Genomic DNA, 22908 nt, shown 5'->3' with positions numbered 1-22908 from the left:
CCCGGGGAGTCGCCCGGCCCCACCGTCAACCCAGCAACTCCGCCAGGAAGGCCGCCGTGTGGCTTTCCTCTGACTTGGCGACCTGTTCGGGGGTCCCCGAAGCGACCACCCGGCCGCCGCCGGATCCGCCGTCGGGTCCCAGATCCACGATCCAGTCGGCACTCTTGATCACGTCGAGGTTGTGCTCGATCGTGATGACGGTATTGCCCTTGTCCACCAGGCCCTGAAGGACCAGGAGCAGCTTCCGGATGTCCTCGAAGTGCAGGCCCGTCGTGGGTTCGTCCAGGACATAAATGCTGCGGCCATTTGAACGCTTCTGCAACTCCGCCGCAAGCTTCACGCGCTGGGGCCTCGCCGCCCGACAGGGTTGTGGCAGGCTGGCCCAGCCGGACGTAACCGAGGCCGACGTCGACCAGCGTGTTGAGGTGCCGGGCGATCGGAGAGAAGGCCGCGAAGAATTCCGCGCCTTCCTCGATCGGCATGTTCAGCACATCCGCGATGGTCTTGCCCTTGTAGTGGACCTCGAGGGTTTCGCGGTTGTAGCGGGCGCCGTGGCAGACTTCGCACGGGACGTAGACGTCCGGCAAGAAGTTCATCTCGATCTTGAGCGTGCCGTCACCGGAACACGCTTCGCAGCGCCCGCCCTTGACGTTGAAAGAGAACCGTCCGGGCATGTAGCCGCGGACTTTCGCTTCAGTGGTCTCGGCAAACAGTTTTCGGATGTTGTCGAACACGCCGGTGTACGTGGCCGGGTTGGAGCGCGGGGTGCGGCCGATAGGGCTCTGGTCGACATGCACCACCTTGTCCAGGTGCTCCAGGCCCTGGATGGACTTGTGCCGGCCCGCGACCTGCTTGGCGCCGTTGAGCTTGTTGGCCAGGACCTTGTAGAGAATCTCATTAACCAGGGTGGACTTGCCCGAGCCGCTAACCCCGGTGACCGCGGTGAACAAGCCCAGCGGGAACGTGGCATCAACGTTGAGGAGATTGTTCTCCTTGGCGCCCACGACCTTCAGTTCGCGCTTTTTGTCGTACTTGCGCCGTTTCTTCGGGATGTCGATCTTCTTGCGGCCCGAGAGGTAGTCGCCGGTCAGGGAGCCGGTGTTCTCCAGCAGCGCCTTGTAGGAGCCGGAGTGCACCACCATGCCGCCGTGCTCGCCGGCGCCCGGTCCGATATCAACCACCCAGTCGGCCTCCTGGATGGTGTCCTCGTCGTGCTCGACGACGATCAGGGTATTACCCAGGTCCCGCAGCCGGGTCAGCGTCTCGATCAGCCGCCGGTTGTCCCGCTGGTGCAGGCCAATCGAGGGCTCGTCGAGGACGTACAGCACGCCCACCAGCCCGGAACCGATCTGGGTGGCCAGCCGGATGCGCTGGGCCTCGCCGCCGGACAGCGTACCGGAGGGCCGTTCCAGGTTCAGGTACTCCAGGCCGACGTCAAGGAGGAAGGTCAGGCGGGCCTGGATTTCCTTCAGGACCTGGTGCGCGATCTGCGCCTCACGCCCGGTCAGGACGAGGGTGTTCAGGAAGTGGGCGCAGTCGCGCATTGGCAGGGCCGCGACCTCGGCAATCGACTTGCCGTTGATCAGGACGGAAAGCGAGGCCGGGTTCAACCGGGCACCGTTGCAGGCCGGGCACGGGATCTGCCGCATGTACTCCTCGTAGCGGTCCCGGGCGTGGTCGGAATCTGTCTCGCCGTGCTTGCGGTGCACATATTGGACGACGCCTTCAAAGCCGGTGCTGTACTTGCGTTCCCGGCCAAACCTGTTCCGGTACTGGACCACGACTTTGTGGTCTTTGCCGTGCAGGACCGTCTGGCGGGCGTCGGTGGAGAGTTTTTCCCACGGGGCGGTCATCGAGAAACCGAGCTCATCTGCGAGTCCGGCGAGCAGCCGGTTCCAGTATTCGGTGGTGGCCGTTCCCAGCGACCACGGGGCGATAGCGCCTTCGGCGAGCGAGAGTTCAGGGTTCGGAATGATCAGCTCTTCATCCACCTCCAGTTTGCTGCCGATGCCGCTGCAGGCGGTGCAGGCGCCGAAGGGATTGTTGAAGGAGAAGGACCGCGGCTCGATCTCGTCGATGGCAAGGGGATGTTCGTTGGGGCAGGCAAGGTGCTCGGAGAAGGCCCTGATCCGTTCAGGATCCTCGGCGTCCAGGTCGACGAACTCAGCCAGGACCCGGCCCTCGGCCAGCCCCAGCGCTGTCTCCACCGAGTCGGTCAGGCGCTGGCTGATGCCTTCCTTCACGACGAGCCGGTCCACCACGACTTCGATAGTGTGCTTGAACTGCTTGCCCAGCTTCGGCGGGTCGCTGAGCTGGACAAGATCCCCGTCCACCCGTGCCCTGGAGTAGCCCTTGGCAGTAAGTTCTTTGAAAAGGTCCACGAACTCGCCCTTGCGTCCCCGGACCACCGGGGCCAGCACCTGGAAGCGCGTGCCGACCTGCAGTTCCAGCAACTGGTCCACGATCTGCTGCGGGGTCTGCTTCGCCACCGGTTCGCCGCAGACGGGGCAATGCGGCCGGCCCACCCGGGCCCACAACAGGCGCATGTAGTCGTAGATTTCCGTGATGGTGCCCACGGTGGAGCGCGGATTCTTGCTCGTGGACTTTTGGTCGATTGAAACGGCCGGCGAAAGCCCTTCGATGAAGTCGACGTCAGGTTTATCCACCTGGCCGAGGAATTGCCGGGCATACGCGGACAGCGATTCCACGTAACGGCGCTGCCCTTCGGCAAAAATTGTGTCGAAGGCCAGCGAGGATTTCCCGGACCCCGAAAGCCCGGTGAAGACGATCATCGCGTCACGGGGCAGGTCCAGGTCCACGTTGCGCAGGTTGTGTTCCCTCGCACCCTGCACTACGAGGCGCGTCAGGTCCGGGCGGTGGACGGCCGCCCGCTCCCCGTCCGGGGCAGCGGAGGTCTTAGGCGCGATGTCGGACTGAACTTTAACGGCTGGATCTTCAGCTACAGCTTTAGGCACGAAATCAATGCTAATCGAAAACTTCTTCGAATTGTGACCGTACTGCGGACTTCATAGACGCCGCGCTGCTATTCGCTGTCGTAGGCAGCGGCGAGCAACTGCACCGCCTCAGCGAAGCTCGCGCCCTGTGCCCTGGCCGCGGCGGCGAACATCGCGGCAGCCTCGGACAGCGAGCTCCAGGCTTCGTCCCTGGCGCAGACGACCGTCCCGTTCCTGCCCCTGGTCGCGACGATCCCGGCAGCTTCAAGTTCCTTGTAGGCGCGCGCCACGGTATGCGGTGCGACACCGAGTTCGCCCGCAAGGTTCCGGACCGCGGGCAGCCTGGTTCCGGGTGCCAGGCTGCCGCTGTCGGCACGTTCAATAATGTAGAGCCGGAGTTGTTCAAAGAGCGGAACAGAGCTGGACGGACTGGGCTTCCAGCCGCCCGGGAACGGCGCGGTTGTGTGCCCAGCGGGACTCACTGTTTCGGCTCCGCAGCGCCGGGGGTTTGTTCGCGGCCAGCGAACTGGGCCTGATGCAGGCTGGCGTAGAATCCGCCTCCCGCCATCAGTTGCCGGTGGGTTCCGTGTTCAACGATCTGTCCATGGTCCATAACGAGAATTAGATCAGCGTCCCGGACTGTGGCCAAACGGTGGGCGATGACGAAGCTGGTGCGTCCTTCGCGCAGCCGCTGCATGGCCTCCCTGATCTGCACCTCGGTTCGGCTGTCCACAGAGCTTGTCGCCTCGTCCAGCACGAGGATGTTGCGGGCTGCGAGTTGCGCCCGGGCGATGCCGATGAGCTGCTGCTGTCCGTGGCTGAGTGAAGCACCGTCATTGCCGAGGAGGGTTCCATACCCGGCCGGCAGCGACCGGACGAACTGGTCCACAAGGCTGGGCACTGCAGCGGCAATGATCTCGTCATCGGTGGCCCCCGGCCGGCCGTACTCGATGTTCTCCCGGATCGTTCCCGTGAAGATCCAGGCGTCCTGGAGCACGGTACCGAACATTCCGCGCAGTTCGTCCAGCGGCACCTGCGAAATGTCCACGCCGTCGACGGTGATGCGGCCGGAGCCGACGTCGTAGAACCGCATCAGCAGGTTCACCACGGTTGTTTTTCCGGCCCCTGTCGGACCGACGATGGCCACCAGCTGGCCCGGTTCCACCACGAAGGACAGATCCTGCACCACAGGCTTGCCCTGGCCATAGCTGAAAGTTACGTGCTCGAAGGCCACCCGTGCAGAAGCCCGGCGGGCCGGGGCCGGGCGCGCCGGAGGCGTTGACGGAGACATGTCCCGAGGTGCTTCGGCGGCCGCCGTTGACCTGGCATCGGCTGCGGGTTCGGCGGGGATCTCGGCTGCGTCCAGCAGGTCAAAGACCCGTCCGGCGGACACCAGGCAGGGCTGTACCAGCGTCAGCATGCTGCCGATCTGGCCCATCGGTTGGCTGAACAGCCTGCTGAACTGGATGAATGCCTGGACGCCGCCGATCGTCAGGGTTCCCGTCGTGACCTGGAGCGCTCCGACCACCGCGACGGCGATGTAGTTGAGGTTGGAGACCAGCACCATCAGCGGCTGCACGGCCCCGGACAGGAACTGGGCCCGCGCGCCGGCGCGGGTGAGTTCGTCGTTGCGGGCATGGAATTCCGTTGCCGCCTCCCCCTGCCGGCCGAAGGCTTTGATGACCTCATGCCCGGTGAAGAAGTCCTCCAGTTGGGCGTGGAGCTCGCCGGTACTGCTTCCCTGCGCCGCGAACTGGGCCTGTGACTTGCGGGCCACCAGCACGGTGATCGCGGTGGACACCGGCACGGACACGAGTGCGATCAAGGCCAGGACCGGAGAGAGCCACACCATCATGGCAAGGGCCCCGGAGAGCATCAGGACCGAGAGGATCAACTGGTTGAGCAGTTGGTTGAGCGCCTGCGCGATGATGTCGACGTCGTGCGTGGCCCTGCTGAGTACTTCTCCGCGCCGTTGCACTTCGAAATGGCTGAAGGGAAGGCGGTGCAGCTTGGCCTCCACGGCGGCGCGCAGTCCGTAGCCGACGCGCTGGACTGCCGTCGCTGTCAGGGTGCCCTGGAGCCAGCTGAAGAGCGAGGCTCCCACATATATCCATGCCACTGCCAGCAGCAGCGACGCAAGCCGGGATTCGTCGAAGGCGCCCTGCACCACGCCGTTGACAATCACATCGGTGGCATCGCCGAGGACTTTGGGCGCCGCAACATTCAGGGCGACGAATGCGCACGTGGCAGCGATGGAGAGGAACATCCGCCGCTTGGACGGCCGGAGCAGCCCCAGCAGCCGGAGGGCGGCTCGCCACCGGGTCCGGACGGCGTCGTCGGCTGGCGCCGGTGGCCGGTTTTTCCGGGCCGGCCCGTGTCCGGTCGGTGCGGGCGCACGGTGCCGGCCGTGGTCGGCTGTGGCGGACCCGCCCGACGGAGCGGCCCGGGCGTCGATGGCCTGGTTCCGCCTCACAGCCTGTCCTCAAGGACCAGCTGGGAGGCGGCGATCTCCTGGTAGCTTCGTGACGACACCAGAAGCTGGTCGTGAGTGCCCTGGGCGACAATCCGGCCGGCCTCCAGAACCAGGATGAGATCGGCATCCATGACCGTGGCCACCCGTTCCGCGACGATCAGGACGGTGACCGAACGACGGAGCGGTTGAAGGGCCTCCCGCAGTCTGGCATCAGTTTGGTAGTCCAGTGCCGAGAAGCTGTCGTCAAAGAGGAAGACGGGGGCGGCGCGGAGCAGGGCACGGGCAATGCAGAGCCGCTGACGCTGGCCGCCGGAGAGGTTTGTGCCGCCCTGGCTCACCGGCGACCCGAGCCCTGCCGGCAGGGCCTGGACGAACTCCCCGGCCTGCGCCGTCTGGAGCACCTGCCAGAGTTCCTCATCGGTCGCCGCAGGCGAGCCGATGCGCAGGTTTTCCGCGATGGTTCCGGCGAACAGGAATGAACGCTGTGGCACGACAGCGATGCCTCCGCGCAGGGCGTCGAGCGTCATCGAGCGGATAGTCCGACCGCCAATCCTGATTTCTCCGGCGGTCGCATCCAGGAATCGGGGCAGCAGGTTAAGCAGGGTCGTTTTGCCGCTGCCGGTGGCGCCGATGATGGCCGTCGTGGTGCCCGGCTCCGCCGTGAAGCTGATGCCGTCGAGCACGGGAGCCTCGGCGCCGGGGTGGGCGAAGGAGACGTCACGGAATTCGACTCTGCTGCCGGAAGGTACCGTCCGGCCCGCTGCCTCAACGGAAGGTGCCGCACCGAAGCCTGCCGCACCGAAGCCTGCCGGTCTCCGGGCCGCCGGCGGTCCCGACACAGCCGGGCCGGGCTCCACCCCGTCAGTAATTGCCGGTTCCAGGTCAAGTACCTCGCGGATGCGTTCCGCGCAGGCGTTCGCGCGCGGGGCGGCCGAGAAGACATACATGGCCATCATGATGGCCATGAGGATCTGGAGGATGTAGGCAATCAGTGCGGTGAGGGCGCCCACCCGCATCTGGCCGGCTTCAATCCGGTGCCCGCCCAGCCAGACCACGGCGACGGACGACACGTTGACCACGAGCATGATCGCCGGAAGCATACCGGCCACCAGCAGTGCGGACTGGAGGTTGTTGCGGGTGAGGTCCTTGTTCGTGGCGTCGAACCGGCGGATTTCGTGCCCCTGGCGGGCGAAGCCCCGAATGACGTGGGCGCCGATGATTTGTTCCCGGAGTACCCGGCTGACCCGGTCGATCAGCCCTTGGCCGGCACGGTAGAGCGGGATGAGGCGGCGCACGATCAGGGCCATGATGATTGTGAGTATCGGCACCACGGCGACCACGACGAAGGACAGCGCCCGGTCCTGGTGGACGGCGAGGGCGATTCCACCGAGGAAGATGGCGGGGGCGGCGATCAGCATAGTGAACACCAGGACGGCGAGGTTCTGGATCTGGGCCACATCGGACGTGGACCGCGTGACCAGGCTCGGGGCGCCGAAAACCCCAACTTCCTGCGAGGACATGGACTGCACCTTGGTGAACAGCTCGGACCGGAGCTGCCGTCCGATCTCCATGGCGACGACGGCGCCGAGGTAGCCGGCCGCTATGGCTGTCACGACCTGCACCGCCGCGATCCCGGCCATCCAGGCGCCGAGGAAGGTGATCACGTCCGTGTCCCCCGCGACAATTCCGTCGTCGATGATGGCAGCGTTCAGGGTGGGCAGCAACAGGTTCGCCGTGGTCTGCACCAGCTGCAGGACGACGATGGCCAGCACGGTCATTTTGTGAGCGGACAGGAGCCGCCCCATCAGACGGAGAAGCACTGAACCTCCATCATCAGGTCAGGGCCCAGACAGAATAATTTCGGTACGGCCGGCCCCACACGCCGCTTCGCAATTGTAAGCCCGGTCACACCGCTGTTCTTGTCACACTTCTTTTCTTCCGCCGGCGTGTCAAGACGTGCCGGTACCGTACTGCGGCCGCCGGGGGAATCAGCCGCGCCTCCGGGCCACGGCGAAGGTCCGCCGGAACGGGAAGACGGTCCCGTGCGCGCCTGCGGGGTACGCCGTGTCCAGCAGCGCCGAATACTCGGCTTCGAACTCCTCCGCCTCGTCCCCGGGCAGGGCGGCGAGCACCGGCCGGAGTCCGGTGCCGCGGACCCACTCAAGTACCGGATGCGCGCCGGGGAGCAGCTGCAGATACGTGGTCTCCCAGGCGTCGGCGTCACATCCGGCGTCGAGCATGATGCCCAGATATTCCTCCGCGTCCCCCACAACGTCTGCATGGCGGAGTACACCGGCGAGCCTGCCGGCCCAGGCGTCGGACTCGGCCAGTTCGCGCATGAGGGTGTGCGACGGGGCGCCGAAGTTTCCCGGGACCTGCAGGGCGAACCAGGCGCCCGGCTTGAGCGCGTCAAGCCACGCCGGCAGCATCTGGCGGTGGCCGGGCACCCACTGCAGGGCGGCGTTGCTGACCACCACGTCCGTCCCGCCGGAGGGCATCCAGCCGGCGATGTCCATCAGGTCATAGGAAAGATTGGCCGCGGCGGCGGCGTGGTCCCGGGATCTGGCCAGCATCTCGGGCGAGGAATCCAGGCCCACCACCTGCGCCCCCGGCCAGCGTGCGGCGAGGGTTGCGGTCAGGTTGCCCGGGCCGCAACCCAGGTCAACGACGTGACGTGGCGCTTCGGCATGGATGCGTGCCGTCAGGTCAAAAAAGGGCCTGACCCGGTAGTCCCCGAATTGCACATATTTTGCGGGATCCCATTTCACGAGTGCCTCCGGTTCCGGACGATGATGCACTGGTCGAATCCTAGCCGGGGACCAGACGCCTGCGGAGGAGGCACCCACCAGGGCTGCCGGGGGGACAGGCCCGCCGACGCTGCGGCGGGCACTAAGCTGGAGAGCGATGAAACTCGTTGACCAGCTCCCTGCCCCTGCCGCCCGACTTTCCGGCAGGACGGGCCTGGACCCGGACGAGCTGTATACCCGCTTTGTGGAGTGGACCGAAACCCGCGGACTGGCGCTCTATGACGCCCAGGATGAAGCCGTGATGGAGCTTGCCGGCGGCGCCAACGTCATTCTGGCCACGCCCACCGGGTCGGGTAAGTCGCTCGTGGCGATCGCCGCGCATTTCCAGGCCATGGCCCGGGGGCAGCGCAGCTACTACACGGCGCCGATCAAGGCCCTCGTTTCGGAGAAGTTCTTTGCCCTCTGCGAGATCTTCGGCGCCGAGAACGTCGGTATGATCACCGGTGACTCCGGCGTCAACCAGGACGCACCGATTATCTGCTGCACCGCCGAAATCCTGGCCAATATCGCCCTCCGTGAGGGCGCCGCGGCAGTGCTCGGCGCCGTGATCATGGATGAGTTCCATTTCTACTCCGACCCGCAGCGCGGCTGGGCCCTGGCAGGTCCCGCTGCTGGAACTCCCGCAGGCCCAGTTCCTGGTGATGTCTGCGACGCTCGGCGATGTCAGCCGTTTCGAGGCGGGCATCACCGAACTGACCGGGCGCCCGACGACGACCGTCAGTTCCGCGGAACGTCCCATTCCGCTGCACTACTACTACGAACAGACCCCGGTCCACGAGACGCTTGAGGAGCTCCTCGCGACGAAGCAGGTTCCTGTCTACGTGGTGCACTTCAGCCAGATCGAGGCGATTGACCGGGCGCAGAACCTGATGAGCATCAACGTCTGCACGCGCGAGGAGAAGGACAAGATCGCCGGGCTGATTGCCGGTTTCCGCTTCGCCGCCGGCTTCGGCAAGACCCTCAACCGGCTCGTCCGGCATGGCATCGGCGTCCACCACGCCGGGATGCTGCCGAAATATCGCCGGCTCGTGGAGCAACTGGCCCAGGCCGGACTGCTCAAGGTTATCTGCGGCACGGACACCCTCGGGGTGGGTATTAACGTGCCCATCCGCACCGTCCTGCTGACGGCCCTGAGCAAGTACGACGGCGTCCGGACCCGGCTGCTGAACTCCCGCGAATTCCACCAGATCGCAGGCCGCGCCGGCCGCGCCGGCTATGACACGGCCGGAACTGTTGTGGTGCAGGCCCCGGAACACGTCACGGAAAACGTCAAAGCCATGGCGAAGGCTACGGCGAAATTTGGCGATGACCAGAAGAAGCTCCGCCAAGTGGTCAAGAAGAAGCCACCTGAAGGCTTCGTGTCCTGGGGCGAGCCGACGTACAAGCGCCTCGTGGAGTCGGTCCCCGATCCGCTGACGTCCAGTTTCACGGTGACCCACGCGATGCTGATGAACCTCATGGAACGCCCCGGCGACCCGTTCCAGGCGGCGCGCCGGCTGCTGACGGAGAATCATGAACCCCGGGTTTCCCAGTTGCAGCTGATGAAGAAGGCGCTCGGCATCTACCGCGAACTTCTCGCCGCCGGCGTCGTCGAGCGGATCCCGCCCGAAGAACAAGGCCCGGACGGCCGCACCGTACGGCTCACCGTGCACCTGCAGGCCAACTTCGCGCTGAACCAGCCGTTGTCCCCGTTCGCCCTCGCCGCGTTGGAGCTGCTGGACCCGGAGTCGCCGTCATATGCCCTGGATGTTGTCTCGGTGATTGAATCGACGCTGGAGAAGCCGCGCCAGATCCTCGCCGCACAGCAGAAGAAGGCCCGCGGCGAAGCGATCGCGGCGATGAAGGCCGACGGGATTGAGTACGACCAGCGCATGGCCATGCTCGAAGAGGTCACCTACCCGCAACCACTCGCGGAGATCCTTGGCGAGGCCTTCGACGTGTACCGCCGGGCCGCTCCCTGGATCGGCGACTTCGAACTCGCGCCCAAGTCCGTAATCCGGGACATGTACGAGCGCGCCATGAACTTCGGCGAATTCGTCCAGTTTTACGGCCTGGCCCGCTCCGAGGGGATTGTGCTGCGCTACCTCGCCGACGGTTTCAAGGCCCTCCGCCAGACCGTCCCCCAGGATGCGCTCCGCGAGGACCTTGAGGACCTCATCGCCTGGCTCGGCGAACTCGTCCGGCAGGTGGACTCGAGCCTGCTCGACGAGTGGGAGGAGCTCACCTCCGGCGCCGCACCGACCCCGCACGATGCCCCGCCTCCCCCGCCGCCGTCGCTGACCGCCAACACCCGGGCCTTCCGGGTGATGGTGCGCAATGAGATGTTCCGCCGCGTGGAGTTGTTCGCCGACGAGGCAGCCACCGCACTGGGTGAACTCGACGCCGGTTCCGGTTGGGATGCCGAACGCTGGGAGGATGCACTGGATGACTACTTTGACGAGCACAATGACATCGGGACGGGTCCGGACGCGCGCGGTCCCGGCCTGCTGTTCATCACGGAGGAAGCCAGCGTCTGGAAGGTCCGGCAGATCTTTGATGATCCGGCCCGCAACCACGACTGGGGCATTTCCGCGGATGTCGATCTGGCTGCCTCGGATGAGACCGGCACCGCCGTAGTGCGGGTCACCGACGTGAACCGCCTCTGACGGGTCCGGACCAATCCGGCATCCGGCGCCGGTAAGCTCGGACCATGAGTGTAATCCGACCTGCTACGGCAAACGATGTCCCCGCAATCCTGCAGATGATCCATGATCTGGCGATGTACGAGAAGGAGCCGGATGCGGTCCGGAACACCCCGGAGCTGCTTACCGAAGTGCTCTTCGGCGAGAACCCCCGGGCCTTCGCGACAATGGCGGAAAACGCGGCAGGCGACGTCCAGGGCTTCGCCCTGTGGTTCCTGAACTACTCCACCTGGGAGGGCGTCCACGGTATCTACCTGGAGGACCTGTACGTGATGCCGGAAGCCCGCGGCGAAGGGCACGGCAAGGCGCTCCTGCAGCACCTGGCCGCGACCGCCGTCGAACAGGGCTACGCCCGTGTCGAGTGGAGTGTCCTGGACTGGAACGAGCCTTCCATCAACTTCTACCGGAGCCTCGGTGCGGGACCCATGGACGGCTGGTCAACGTTCCGGCTCACCGGCGACGCGCTGGCGTCGTTCGGCAGCGCCCGCACGGCCCTGGCCCGCGGCTAGCTCCCGGTGGCTGAAGTGCCCCAGTCCGGCCTGCCCACGGCTGACCTGCCCGAAGCCAATGTGCCGCTCGTCGACCTGCCGATGACGGGTCTTGCCGCGGCCGGCCGGCTGGAGGCCGAAAGCACGGTCCCGCATACCGTCCGGGCCCGTCACAGCTACCGCGGCATGCGGACCGCTGAACATTACTTCCGGATCCCGTTGGATCATTTTGGTGCAGGTGCCGGGGCGGGCGGTGGCCGCTCCGGCGGCGCGGAATCGATCACCGTTTTCGCCCGTGAATATGTGTCCGCAGACCACAGTGAGGAGGACGCCGCGCAGCTGCCATGGCTGCTGTACCTGCAAGGCGGACCGGGCGGACGCGGTAACCGGCTGTCGTCACTGAACGGATGGACCAAGGCCGCCGCGAAGGACTTCCGGATCCTCATGCTGGATCAACGGGGCACTGGCCTGTCCCAGCCCGTCGACCGGAACACCCTGCCGCTGCGCGGCGACGCCGCAGCCCAGGCCAAGTATTTGGCGCACTTCCGGGCTGACTCGATCGTCGCCGACGCCGAGGCCATCCGGAAGGCCCTGGGATCCGGCCCGTGGACAGCCTACGGCCAGAGCTTCGGGGGCTTCTGTGCCCTGAGCTATCTTTCCTTCGCCCCGGAGGGGTTGCGGGAAGTACTGGTCACCGGAGGCCTCGCCCCGCTGGGCGGACCGGCAGACCGGGTGTACCAGGCAACCTTTAAGCGGGTCGCGGCCCGGAACGCCGAGTACTTCGGCTGGTATCCCGGGGACCGTGCGGTTGTCAGCCGGATCGCGGGGCACCTGCGCAGCACGGCGGAGATTTTGCCCGACGGCGCCCGGCTCACGGTCGAGCGCTTCCAGATGGTCGGCTCGTTTCTTGGCGGCAACACGAGGGTCGACGCGCTGCACCACCTGCTGGAGGATGCTTTCGTCCGGACGCCCGACGGCGACCGGCTCTCCGACGCATTCCTGGAGCAGGTCCACGCGCTTGTGTCCCGCTCTGCGAATCCGCTTTACGCGCTGATGCACGAGTCGATCTACGGCCAGGGCACGGCGACGGACTGGGCTGCGTGGCGGGTGCTGGAGGATTTCCCGGAATTCCGCCCGGATGCCCCGGAGCCGCTGCTGACCGGCGAGATGGTCTACCCCTGGTACTTCGAGCAGGACGCCGCTCTCCGCCCGCTGGGCGACGTCGCACAGCTGCTGGCTGCGAAGGCCGACTGGCCGCGGCTCTACGATTCCGGTCGTCTGGCGAACAACGCGGTGCCGGTAGCAGCGGCGGTCTATAGCGACGACATTTATGTCGACCGGGAGCTTTCGCTTGAAACGGCATCTGCTGTCCGCGGACTGCAGGTCTGGGAGACGGCGGACTTCCACCACGACGGCATCGCCGATGACGGAGAAGCGATCTTCAGCCGGCTCCTTGGCATGGTCCGCGCCGCGGGATAGCTCCGCGGAGCACCACTTCTACACGGCTCGGTCAATCAGAAATGCGGCGCGGACACCTGCTCAGGTGTCCGCGCCGCATTGATCCCGGAAAGTCAGGCCCTACTCGGCGTCAACCAAACTCTTGCGGGAGTCCTCCTCGAGCCTGGCGTCCACCTTCGTGGACGTGGCGCTGGAGCTGAGCAGGCTGGCGATGACGGCGACGATGATGGTGACGATGATGACCCCGAGGGATACGAACGTCGGGATCTCGGGCGCCCACTCGATGTGCCGGCCGCTGTTGATGAACGGCAATTCGTTGACGTGCATGGCATGTAGGACCAGCTTGACACCGATGAACCCCAGAATGACCGAGAGCGCGTGCTTGAGATAGACGAGGCGGGTCATCAGGCCGCCGAGCAGGAAGTAGAGCTGGCGCAGGCCCATCAGAGCGAAGATGTTAGCCGTGAACACAATAAACGCGCTCTGCGTGAGCCCAAAAATAGCGGGGATGGAGTCCACCGCGAACAGCAGGTCCGTCAAACCAATGGTGATGAAAACGATCAGCATTGGGGTGAACACCTGCCGGCCGTCGACCACAGTCCGCAGCTTCCCGCCGTCGTACTTCTCGGACATCGGCAGTACCTTGCGGATCCGGGCGATGAGCGGGTTTTCCCGGTCTTCCTCGTCCTCCCCGTCGTCCTGCGCCTGCTTCCAGGCGGTCCAGAGCAGGAAGGCACCAAAGATGTAGAACACCCAGCTGAACTGCTCGATCACAATGGCACCGACGAGGATAAAGATCCCGCGCAGGATGAGCGCAATGATGATACCCACCATCAGGACTTCCTGCTGGTATTTCCGCGGTACCGAGAACCGGGCCATGATGATGATAAAGACAAACAAGTTGTCGATGCTGAGGCTGTATTCCGTCACCCAGCCAGCGAGGAACTGACCGCCATATTCCGGGCCGGTAAAGGCAAACATGGCCCCGGCGAAGATGAGGGCGAGGGCCACGTAGAAGGAAACCCACAGCCCTGCTTCCTTCATGGAAGGCTCATGCGGGCGTTTGAGGACCATGAGCAGGTCGATGGCGAGGATGACGCCGAGGACGGCAAACGAGCCGATTTCGAACCAGAGGGGCAATTCGGGCACGTATGTACCTTTCGCAGGGTATGACTCAGCGGTGCAAGTCTCTCCGACGGCTCTGCATGTCCGGTACTGCGTACCTGGTACTGCCTGGCTGCCCGCTACGCCCGGCACGGCATCTGTGCCGTGCGTGCTGACGATCGTAGCGCTTGGGATACTCCCCTACGTTCGGTCCACTGTACCCTAGGCGTGCCCGGCCGATTGCATCTGCCGGAGTTCCTTCTTGAGATCGCCGACCTCGTCGCGGAGCCGGGCGGCGAGCTCGAACTGCAGCTCAGCGGCGGCTGCGTGCATCTGCTCAGTCAATTGCTCGATCAGTCCCACAAGGTCCTCGGCGGGCGCGGCGGCCAGCCCGTCCTGCCGGATCATCGCGGCGCCCTTTGCGCCCGATTTGCTCCGCTTGCCGCCCTTCGCCAGGCGGTTGTTGTTCAGCAGTTCCTGGGTGTCCGCGTCCTCCTTGGCGATCTGGTCCGTGATGTCGGCGATCTTCTTCCGGAGCGGCTGCGGATCGATGCCCTTCTCGGTGTTGTAGGCAACCTGGATAGCGCGGCGGCGGTTGGTTTCGTCGATGGCCTTGGCCATCGAGTCGGTGATACGGTCCGCGTACATGTGGACCTCACCGGAGACGTTGCGGGCGGCGCGGCCGATGGTCTGGATCAGCGACGTGGCTGAGCGCAGGAAGCCTTCCTTGTCCGCGTCGAGGATGCTGACGAGGGAGACCTCGGGGAGGTCAAGGCCTTCGCGGAGCAGGTTGATACCGACCAGGACGTCGAAGACACCCATCCGCAGTTCGCGCAGCAGTTCCACCCGGCGGAGGGTGTCCACGTCCGAGTGCAGATACTCGACTTTGATGCCGTGCCCCAGCAGGTAGTCGGTGAGGTCCTCGGCCATCCGTTTGGTCAGCGTTGTCACGAGGACGCGTTCGTTTTTCGCGGTCCGGGTCTGGATTTCGGCCAGGAGGTCATCAATCTGGCCCTTGGTGGGCTTCACGATCACCTCGGGGTCGATCAGGCCGGTCGGGCGGATAATCTGCTGCACGAAGCCGTCGGACTTGCCGAGCTCGTACTTGCCCGGGGTGGCGGACAGGTAGACCGTCTGGCCCACGCGGTCCTGGAATTCATCCCATTTGAGCGGGCGGTTGTCCATTGCCGAGGGCAGCCGGAAGCCGTGGTCCACGAGGTTGCGTTTGCGTGACATGTCGCCCTCGTACATGGCGCCGATCTGCGGCACCGTGACGTGGGATTCATCGATCACGAGGAGGAAATCGTCCGGGAAGTAGTCGATGAGGCAGTGCGGCGCGGTTCCGCGGGCGCGGCCGTCGATATGCGAGGAGTAGTTCTCGATACCGTTGCAGAACCCCATCTGCTGCATCATTTCCAGGTCATAGGTGGTGCGCATCCGCAGCCGCTGGGATTCGACCAGTTTGTTCTGGCTTTCCAGGACCTTGAGCCGTTCGGCGAGCTCGTCTTCGATTCTCGTAATTGCCCGGCCCATACGCTCCGGGCCGGCCACATAGTGCGAGGCCGGGAAGACGTACATTTCGTCCTCATCCCGGAGCACTTCGCCGGTCAGCGGGTGCAGGGTATGGATGTTTTCAATCTCATCGCCGAAGAACTCGATCCGGATCGCCAGCTCTTCGTACATCGGAATGATTTCCACGGTGTCCCCGCGGACCCGGAACGTGCCGCGGTGGAAGTCCATGTCATTTCGTGTGTACTGCATCGACACGAATTTCCGGAGCAGGTCATCCCGGTTCATCTCTGCCCCCTTACGGAGCGTAACCATCCCGGCAATGTACTCTTCCGGGGTGCCCAGGCCGTAGATGCAGGAGACGGTGGCCACCACAATCACATCCCGACGCGTCAGCAGCGCGTTGGTGGCCGAGTGCCGGAGCCGTTCGACTTCCTCGTTCACCGAGGAGTCCTTCTCGATGAACGTATCTGTCTGCGCCACATACGCCTCTGGCTGGTAGTAGTCGTAGTAGGAGACGAAGTATTCGACCGCGTTGTTCGGAAGCAGTTCGCGGAATTCGTTGGCGAGTTGCGCGGCGAGCGTCTTGTTTTGCACCATCACCAGGGTGGGACGCTGGACCTGTTCGATCAGCCACGCCGTCGTGGCGCTTTTACCGGTTCCGGTGGCACCGAGCAGGACCACGTCTTTTTCGCCGTTCTGGATGCGCTCGGTCAGTTCCGCGATGGCTGCGGGCTGGTCACCGGCCGGCTGGAACTCGCTGATGACCTCAAAGGGAGCCACAACACGGTTAATTTCCTGGGCAAGACTCATGCGACTAATTTACCGCGCACCACCGACATCGGCTCCGGATTCAGCTTTAGGCGGCACCGCATCGTCCGGGCCGCCGCTGACCGGGCCTCCACTGACCGCCACGGCAGGCGTCGGCGGTGCCCAGCCGGCCTCCCGGACCCATTCCTCCATGCGGGGCGCGGCGTACTCGGTGAACCAGCCTTCCTTGTCTGCCGCGTATCCCGCGGTGGACTTGTCCACGGCGTGCAGGGTTGCCACCCGTCGTTTTTCCGCCAGATAGTCGGTGCGTGCCCGGCCTTCCGCCCGAAGCCAGTCACGGAAGCACAGCGCGTAACGCCACCCTGGCGATCCTGCGGAGCGAAGGTGAAGGTTTACCGCCCGGCCTGGGTCGGCGTTGGCGTGGAGCCTCTTCCCCCAGTCGGCGGGGTCAGGGTGCGAGGGCTTGGGGTTGTCCGTGATGATGCCGGGCCAGCGGGGATAACCGGCGGCTGCCAGGAGCGGCGCGAGACGATCGGCGGCGGCGAGATCGCGGACGCTGAGCTGGAGGTCTATAACGTCCTTGGCGTCCAGTCCCGGTACGGCGGTGGACCCGATATGGTCGACCGCGAGGATCTCCTGCGGCGCCACCGCCTGCAGTCGGGCAATAATCCGGCCTGCCTGGGTGTTCCAGTCCGGATTGAACGCGGCAATGACCGGGCCTTCCGTCCGTGGGGCGATCCGCTCCTGTGCGACATTGAGCGCGAAGGGCACCAGCCGGTCATCCCACAGGCGGTCGACGGCGGCCGCGAGGTCTTCCGGCGTGCCCTCGTTCTCGAGCACTACATCGGCGGCGGCCAGCCGGTCGGCCCGGGATGCCTGGGCGGCCATTCTCGACCGTGCGGCTTCTTCGCCCATCTGCCGGCGCTCCAGCAGCCGTTGGAGCCGCAGTCCGTCCGGCGCATCCACCACTACGACCAGGTGGAAGTTTCGGCCCTGCCCGGTTTCCACCAGGAGCGGGATGTCCTGGACAACGACAGCACCGACAGGGGCCGCGGCGACGAGCGCGGCGGCGCGTTCGCGCACCAAAGGATGGATGATGCCGTTGAGCGTCTCGAGCCGCCCGGGATGACCGAAGACCGCAGCACCCAGACGGGCGCGGTCCAGCGCGCCGTCGGCCGTGAGCATCTCCGCGCCAAACTCCTCCACTACCCGGGCCAGGCCCGGCGTGCCGGGCTCCACCACTTCGCGGGCCAGCGCATCAGCATCAACAAGCACGGCGCCGCGTTCACGCAGGCGGGCAGCAGCCACTGACTTTCCTGCAGCGATCCCGCCGGTCAACCCGATCATCAACACCCCACCAGACTAAACTGATCCGGTGGCAGATGACGTGGATATCGAGGAGAGCCGGGCGACGGTCTACACAACCCTGGCCGCCGGACCGGGATTCCGCCATGAGCTGGAGGTCAAACGATCCAGGTTCATCACCGTTCTTGCCCGGACCGGAGACGAGGACAGCGCCCGGGCTGTGATTGCCGGCCTGCGCCGGGAATTCCATGACGCCCGCCATCACTGCTCCGCGTTCGTGCTCGGCCCGGACCGCGGAATCCAGCGCTCCAGCGACGACGGTGAGCCGTCCGGAACCGCGGGGATCCCGATGCTGGACGCGCTCCTGAAGCGGGAAACCCCCACAGGGAACGCCGACCTCAGCGACATCACCGCCGTCGTCGTCCGCTACTTCGGCGGCATCCTGCTCGGCGCCGGCGGTCTGGTGCGGGCCTACTCGGAATCGGTCTCGGCCGCGGCGGATCTCGCGCCGCTGGTCCTGCGGCGGCGGTTGCGCATCTGCTCGGTGCGGGTCCCCCATGCCGCGGCCGGTCGCCTGGAGAACGAACTGCGCTCGGCAGGCCAGGTGATGGCAGAGACCGGATATGAGGCGCAGGATGCTGTCCTGAAGATTGCCCTCCCGGACGAAGCGGCGGCCCTCGCAGAGGCAGCTGCGCTCCTGGCCTCGCTGTCGGCCGGAACAGCCACCCTGGTGCCCGGAGAAACACGGTGGATCGATGCCCGTCTCAAATGAATCCCGAGTAGTGCTGGAGGACGTGACTGAGGCCGTCCTCGTGGAACTGCTGGCCCTTGCCACCAGCGACGCCGACGCCGACGAAGTCACCCCACCCCTGGGCGGCACCGCCGGCTGGAACACCGAACGGATCAGCTGGTTCCGGGCCTACCACCGGGCCGCCGCTGCCGGGCTCGAAGGGCCGGCCGCGGAGAAGACCTGGGCCGTCTACAGCAATGGCGAAATTGCCGGGTCCATCCGGCTCCGGCGGACCGGACCGGCGGATCAAAGCCGTGGGCGGGACCCAAGCCGTGGGCGGGACCACGAATCGGACAGCCAGTCGCTGGAGACCGGAATCTGGCTGGGCCGGGCCATGCGTGGGACCGGCATCGGCGCGGAGGCGTTTCGGCTGGTCAGGGACCTGGCGTTGGCCGCCGGCGCCCGCGAGCTGAGGGCCCAAACCAGCCCGGGCAATCATGCCGCGCAGGCCCTGCTGCGGGCTGGGGGTGCCGAGATCGTGTCCGGGATCAGTCCCAGCGCCGGTGCAGATACCCCGGCCGCACCTGTCAGGGCCCGGATCCGACTGGGCTGAGGAGCCGAAGGCACCCGTCGCTGCCCGGATCCGACTGGGCTGAGGCCCCCCACGCCCACGGTGCCGGCCCCGCCCCCAGGGTAAGATCCGGCCCGTTCCGAGGGACATGCTCTGCCTTGGCGCACACGGGTGGGCATAGCGGCAAAGTGTCCGTCACCCGGGTCTTGGACTGAGCATGTCCCTTGGCCCGGACCGGCGAGCCCAACCGGCACGGCTACTGGGCAATCTCCCAGATGTGGCCGCCGGGATCACGGAAGCTGGCCGTGCGAATTCCCCAGGGCCTGTCCATCGGTCCGTTGAGGAGCGTTGCCCCGCGGCGTTCCAGTTCGGCACACATGGCGTCAACGTCGCCGACTTCGATCGTGAACTGCTGACGGGCCCCGGCCGCGGCTGGCGCTACGGCGGCCGGGCCGATGAGCTCAGGGGCGGCCGTGGAGTCCAGCAGATTGATCATGACGTTTTGGAATTTGAAGACCGCCGAGACATCATCCTCGAATGTCACGGCGAGGCCAAACACGTCCTGATAGAAGTCCCTACATGCGGCCAGGTCATCTACAAACAGCGTGATGGCGCCAACGCCCTGAGGCCACTGGCCAGATGCGTTGCCGGTTGTTGCATCGCTCGGGTTTGAGGTATTGGACATTCTTGGCCTTTCCGGTAGGCGGTGCCGCAGCGGACCCGGACAGTCTCGTCGCGGAGGGCACGCGCGTCAAGGGATGCAGCGTCAAGGGAAGTGTCCACCGGCAACGCCAGCGGTTGGACATAGTGACAAAGTGCCCATCTCCGGCCGCAGGGACTGGGCATGTCCCCAAGCCACGTCAAACAAAAACTGGGCATGTCCCCCGGCCACGGATTCAGGTGAGCACAAAAAAGCGGCCGCCCCGGGGGGACGGCCGCCTTCTGCGAACTAACTGCCTGGTCTTACGGAGCGGACTCCATGATGACCTGGGGCAAACTAGTTGCCGGTGAGCTTCTCGCGCAGAGCGGCAAGAGCCTCGTCCGAAGCAAGCGTGCCTGCACCGGTCTCGGCTACAGCCGGCTCAGAGGAGTAGCTCGTGGTGCCGGAGTCAGACTCGCCGGACGTTGCAGCTGCAGCGTCGTCGGCAGCGTGCTGGGCAACCTGCTTCTTGTGGGCTTCCCAGCGGGTCTGGGCGTCAGCGTACTGCTGCTCCCAAACGGCGCGCTGGTTCTCGTAGCCTTCAAGCCACTCGTTGGACTCCGGGTCGAAGCCCTCCGGGTACTTGTAGTTGCCCTCTTCGTCGTACTCGGCGGCCATGCCGTAGAGTGCCGGATCGAATTCGGTGCTGTCGGCGTCGACGCCCTCATTGGCCTGCTTGAGGGAGAGCGAGATGCGGCGGCGCTCGAGGTCGATGTCGATGACCTTGACGAACAGCTCGTCGCCAACGGAGACAACCTGCTCGGCCAGCTCAACGTGGCGCACGGCGAGCTCGGAGATGTGGACCAGGCCTTCGATGCCGTCTTCAACGCGAACGAACGCGCCGAACGGAACGAGCTTGGTGACCTTACCCGGAACAACCTGCCCGAGGGCGTGGGTGCGGGCGAAGGTCTGCCACGGATCTTCCTGCGTAGCCTTGAGCGAGAGGGAAACACGCTCGCGGTCCAGGTCGACTTCGAGAACCTCGACGGTGACTTCCTGGCCAACTTCGACAACCTCGGACGGGTGGTCGATGTGCTTCCAGGACAGCTCGGAAACGTGCACGAGGCCGTCTACGCCGCCCAGGTCCACGAATGCACCGAAGTTGACGATGGAGGAAACGACGCCGGGACGGACCTGGCCCTTTTCCAGCTTGTTGAGGAACGTGGAGCGGACCTCGGACTGGGTCTGCTCGAGCCATGCACGGCGGGACAGCACAACGTTGTTGCGGTTCTTGTCCAGCTCGATGATCTTGGCTTCGATCTGCTGACCGATGTACGGAGCAAGGTCGCGCACACGGCGCATCTCGACGAGGGATGCGGGCAGGAAGCCGCGCAGGGCCGATGTCGAGGATAAGACCACCCTTGACAACCTCGATGACGGTACCGGTAACGACACCGTCTTCTTCCTTGACCTTCTCGATGTCGCCCCAGGCACGCTCGTACTGAGCACGCTTCTTGGAGAGGATCAGGCGGCCTTCTTTGTCTTCCTTGGTGAGCACCAGGGCCTCGACGAGATCGCCGACGGAGACGACGTCTCCGGGATCAACGTCATGCTTGATGGAAAGCTCGCGGGAGGGAATGACACCTTCGGTCTTGTAACCGATGTCGAGCAGAACTTCATCGCGGTCGACCTTGACGACGGTACCTTCGACGAGATCTCCGTCGTTGAAGTACTTGATGGTGGCGTCGACTGCTGCGAGGAAGTCCTCAGCGGTACCGATGTCGTTAATCGCGACTACGGGGGTACCGGGCTTCTCGGTGGAGGTGATGGTCATGTAGTAGGGGCTCCGTTGTGGATAGTTAGTCGGTCAGGCAAACCGCTTGTCCCGCATTATGGAACGCAGGCAAAGATTTCGGCCGATCACATGGACCGTCGCCGGGTCATCCTGATTTGTGGATTTGAAGATGCGCGCACGTAATGCACGCCCGTTTAGTCTAGTCGGTTCCGTTACCCCCGGTCAAAGCGCCACGTCCGTCCGCGCGCCGCGGAATCACACCGTAAAACCGGACCAGGCAGGGCCTAGAAATGCGTCAGGCAGTGCGGCGGGCGTTCGACGGCGAACATGCGGGCGGCTGCAAATGCCGCGCCCGGCGTCTGCTCTTCGATCCGTCCCGAAGATGCCAGCGTGACCGGATGAACGCCACCGAGGTAGATCGAGGAGAGCGCCGACACATCCAATTCAAGGTCCGCGCCGGCACCGCCTGTGTCCGTGACGACGGCGGCACCTCCGCTCACGTCGAGGGCGAACGTGCCGTCCGCCAGGCCGAGCGGATCGGCGACGTTTAGCACCAGCCGCCCGTCGGCGGGGTAATGGCGTGCCTCCAGGGCCTTCCTGACGTCCAGCACCCGCAGCCAGAGCATGTCCCTGGCCTCCGAGGCGTCGACGCAACGGGGGTCCTCGAGTGCCCATGGCAGCGGATCGTCCACGGGCGCTTCCGCCCAGGTGACGCGTTCGACGAGGTCGATGGCGCCCAGGTACTGCCACAGCTCCAGGTAGGCCGCCCGGGTCGCCGCCACCAGGTCGATTACCTCCATCGTGTAGGGGGTGCTGGACCAGCCGCGGAACTTATAGGACACGTAGCCGTCCACACCGCCGTCGGGGCCCGTAATGCAACGCCACCTTGACCTTCAGGTCCTCGTCCCCGTCGCGGCCGACCGAACCCGAGGCCAATTGCCGGTAGAACTCGTGCCGGCCGATCGATCCGGGGGTAACGCGGTGCAGGCGGTCAAAGACCTCCGGAGCCAGCTCCAGGAGGACCTTCGGATCGGCCACCTCGACGCTGCCGACCGGAATGTGCTTCAACACGAAACGCGCCGTGGTGTCCACTTTGACCGACTGCTCGGACGTCGCGACGCCGTACCCGAAGCGGCCGTAGATCGAGGCCTCCGAGGCGGTGAGTGCTGCCATCGCCAGGCCTTCCTGCCGGGCCAGGGCCAGCTCCCCGCCCATCATGCGGCGCAGCAGTCCGCGTCGCCGGTGCGAGGTCCGCACGGTCACGTTGGTCACCAGCCGGGTATCCAGAAGGCGGCCGAAACCAATGTTCAGCGTCCGGGTCATCGTTCCGAACGTGGCAACGGGTATGTCCGCGCCGAGCGAGTGGCCGGCAACTGGCCCCGCCTGGTACGCACCGGTCATCACCCGCCGGTCAGCGCGGTCCATCTCGAGGCCCTTGTCCACCCGCTCGTCGGTGCGGCGGGCGTCGTGGAAGCCAAAGTCGACCGCCCGCTTCCACGCGACCGACCCGGGGTACGCCGGATCGTCTTTGGCTGCCGGTTCAAACCGGCGGATTTCATAGTCCCCTCGTGGATTCGACACAGTCCTGAGCCTAACCAACGGGCCAGCCGGGCCGCAACGGA

Annotated in this window: 14 protein-coding genes and 3 pseudogenes; 5 read left to right on the top strand and 12 right to left on the bottom strand. The window is 65.5% G+C overall.

Annotated elements, in window-relative coordinates:
- Window positions 1–25: 25 nt before the first annotated feature.
- The 5 genes and pseudogenes from uvrA to KY499_RS02330 form a co-directional block, all read right to left on the bottom strand.
- A pseudogene (gene uvrA, locus KY499_RS02350) lies at window positions 26–2927 on the bottom strand (excinuclease ABC subunit UvrA).
- Between the two features lie 116 nt (window positions 2928–3043).
- Window positions 3044–3436, bottom strand: a complete 393-nt coding sequence (locus KY499_RS02345; RefSeq protein ID WP_123254155.1) for a GntR family transcriptional regulator — start codon at window positions 3434–3436, stop codon at window positions 3044–3046.
- Entirely contained in the window at window positions 3433–5220 is a 1788-nt protein-coding gene (locus tag KY499_RS02340; protein WP_123254238.1) for an ABC transporter ATP-binding protein, read from the bottom strand. Before KY499_RS02340 ends, KY499_RS02345 begins: the two co-directional genes overlap by 4 nt.
- 203 nt (window positions 5221–5423) lie before the next feature.
- Complete coding sequence (locus KY499_RS02335) at window positions 5424–7232, bottom strand: ABC transporter ATP-binding protein (RefSeq protein WP_183164411.1); 1809 nt, start codon at window positions 7230–7232, stop codon at window positions 5424–5426.
- 183 nt (window positions 7233–7415) lie between these two features.
- Window positions 7416–8195 (bottom strand): trans-aconitate 2-methyltransferase, encoded by a 780-nt coding sequence (locus KY499_RS02330; protein WP_123254239.1) that lies wholly within the window; start codon window positions 8193–8195, stop codon window positions 7416–7418.
- Window positions 8196–8331: 136 nt separating this feature from the next.
- Between KY499_RS02330 and KY499_RS02325 the strand changes: the two are divergent.
- The 3 genes and pseudogenes from KY499_RS02325 to KY499_RS02315 all read left to right on the top strand — a co-directional run bounded on the left by KY499_RS02325 (window position 8332) and on the right by KY499_RS02315 (window position 12882).
- A pseudogene (locus KY499_RS02325) lies at window positions 8332–10879 on the top strand (DEAD/DEAH box helicase).
- Between the two features lie 44 nt (window positions 10880–10923).
- Complete coding sequence (locus KY499_RS02320) at window positions 10924–11424, top strand: GNAT family N-acetyltransferase (protein WP_123254158.1); 501 nt, start codon at window positions 10924–10926, stop codon at window positions 11422–11424.
- Between the two features lie 81 nt (window positions 11425–11505).
- Window positions 11506–12882: an alpha/beta fold hydrolase gene (locus KY499_RS02315; RefSeq protein ID WP_123254240.1), complete on the top strand. Its 1377-nt coding sequence runs from the start codon at window positions 11506–11508 to the stop codon at window positions 12880–12882.
- Window positions 12883–12981: 99 nt separating this feature from the next.
- Here the strand turns inward: KY499_RS02315 and KY499_RS02310 are convergent, their stop codons facing one another.
- From KY499_RS02310 to coaE, 3 genes are all read right to left on the bottom strand, one after another.
- Window positions 12982–14010 carry a TerC family protein gene (locus KY499_RS02310; RefSeq protein ID WP_219886130.1) on the bottom strand — a complete coding sequence of 343 codons (1029 nt, stop codon included), beginning with the start codon at window positions 14008–14010 and terminating at the stop codon, window positions 12982–12984.
- A gap of 177 nt (window positions 14011–14187) precedes the next feature.
- Complete coding sequence (uvrB, locus tag KY499_RS02305; RefSeq protein WP_123254160.1) at window positions 14188–16287, bottom strand: excinuclease ABC subunit UvrB; 2100 nt, start codon at window positions 16285–16287, stop codon at window positions 14188–14190.
- Between the two features lie 9 nt (window positions 16288–16296).
- The gene (coaE, locus tag KY499_RS02300) at window positions 16297–17598 is read right to left on the bottom strand and encodes a dephospho-CoA kinase (protein ID WP_183164407.1); all 1302 of its coding nucleotides are present in this window, start codon (window positions 17596–17598) and stop codon (window positions 16297–16299) included.
- A 22-nt stretch (window positions 17599–17620) separates the two neighbouring features.
- Between coaE and KY499_RS02295 the strand changes: the two genes are divergently transcribed.
- Both KY499_RS02295 and KY499_RS02290 read left to right on the top strand, forming a co-directional pair.
- Entirely contained in the window at window positions 17621–18322 is a 702-nt protein-coding gene (locus KY499_RS02295) for an IMPACT family protein (protein ID WP_375141114.1), read from the top strand.
- Entirely contained in the window at window positions 18306–18893 is a 588-nt protein-coding gene (locus KY499_RS02290; RefSeq protein WP_219886129.1) for a GNAT family N-acetyltransferase, read from the top strand. The genes KY499_RS02295 and KY499_RS02290 overlap by 17 nt, the downstream gene beginning before the upstream one ends.
- A 214-nt stretch (window positions 18894–19107) precedes the next feature.
- Here the strand turns inward: KY499_RS02290 and KY499_RS02285 are convergent, their stop codons facing one another.
- The 4 genes and pseudogenes from KY499_RS02285 to KY499_RS18480 form a co-directional block, all read right to left on the bottom strand.
- Entirely contained in the window at window positions 19108–19536 is a 429-nt protein-coding gene (locus KY499_RS02285; protein WP_123254163.1) for a VOC family protein, read from the bottom strand.
- A gap of 312 nt (window positions 19537–19848) precedes the next feature.
- A pseudogene (gene rpsA / locus KY499_RS02280) lies at window positions 19849–21325 on the bottom strand (30S ribosomal protein S1).
- Window positions 21326–21570: 245 nt separating this feature from the next.
- Entirely contained in the window at window positions 21571–22128 is a 558-nt protein-coding gene (locus KY499_RS18485) for a sterol carrier protein domain-containing protein (protein ID WP_308813070.1), read from the bottom strand.
- Window positions 22118–22867 (bottom strand): GNAT family N-acetyltransferase, encoded by a 750-nt coding sequence (locus KY499_RS18480; protein WP_308813069.1) that lies wholly within the window; start codon window positions 22865–22867, stop codon window positions 22118–22120. The genes KY499_RS18485 and KY499_RS18480 overlap by 11 nt, the downstream gene beginning before the upstream one ends.
- Window positions 22868–22908: the final 41 nt, after the last annotated feature.

The sequence above is a fragment of the Arthrobacter sp. PAMC25284 genome, from assembly GCF_019443425.1.
Classification (GTDB): Bacteria; Actinomycetota; Actinomycetes; order Actinomycetales; family Micrococcaceae; genus Arthrobacter; species Arthrobacter oryzae_A.
The sequence above is the reverse complement of the archived record's forward strand: the minus strand, read 5'-3'. Positions and strand labels throughout refer to the sequence as shown.

What these genes read in the sequence shown, in the direction of transcription:
- KY499_RS02340 (WP_123254238.1), bottom strand. Translation starts at nt 5,220, where the DNA reads ATGTTCCTCTCCATCGCTGCCACGTGCGCATTCGTCGCCCTGAATGTT.
- KY499_RS02335 (WP_183164411.1), bottom strand. Translation starts at nt 7,232, where the DNA reads ATGGGGCGGCTCCTGTCCGCTCACAAAATGACCGTGCTGGCCATCGTC.
- KY499_RS02320 (WP_123254158.1), top strand. Translation starts at nt 10,924, where the DNA reads ATGAGTGTAATCCGACCTGCTACGGCAAACGATGTCCCCGCAATCCTG.
- KY499_RS02315 (WP_123254240.1), top strand. Translation starts at nt 11,506, where the DNA reads ATGACGGGTCTTGCCGCGGCCGGCCGGCTGGAGGCCGAAAGCACGGTC.
- uvrB (WP_123254160.1), bottom strand. Translation starts at nt 16,287, where the DNA reads ATGAGTCTTGCCCAGGAAATTAACCGTGTTGTGGCTCCCTTTGAGGTC.
- KY499_RS02290 (WP_219886129.1), top strand. Translation starts at nt 18,306, where the DNA reads ATGCCCGTCTCAAATGAATCCCGAGTAGTGCTGGAGGACGTGACTGAG.
- KY499_RS02285 (WP_123254163.1), bottom strand. Translation starts at nt 19,536, where the DNA reads ATGTCCAATACCTCAAACCCGAGCGATGCAACAACCGGCAACGCATCT.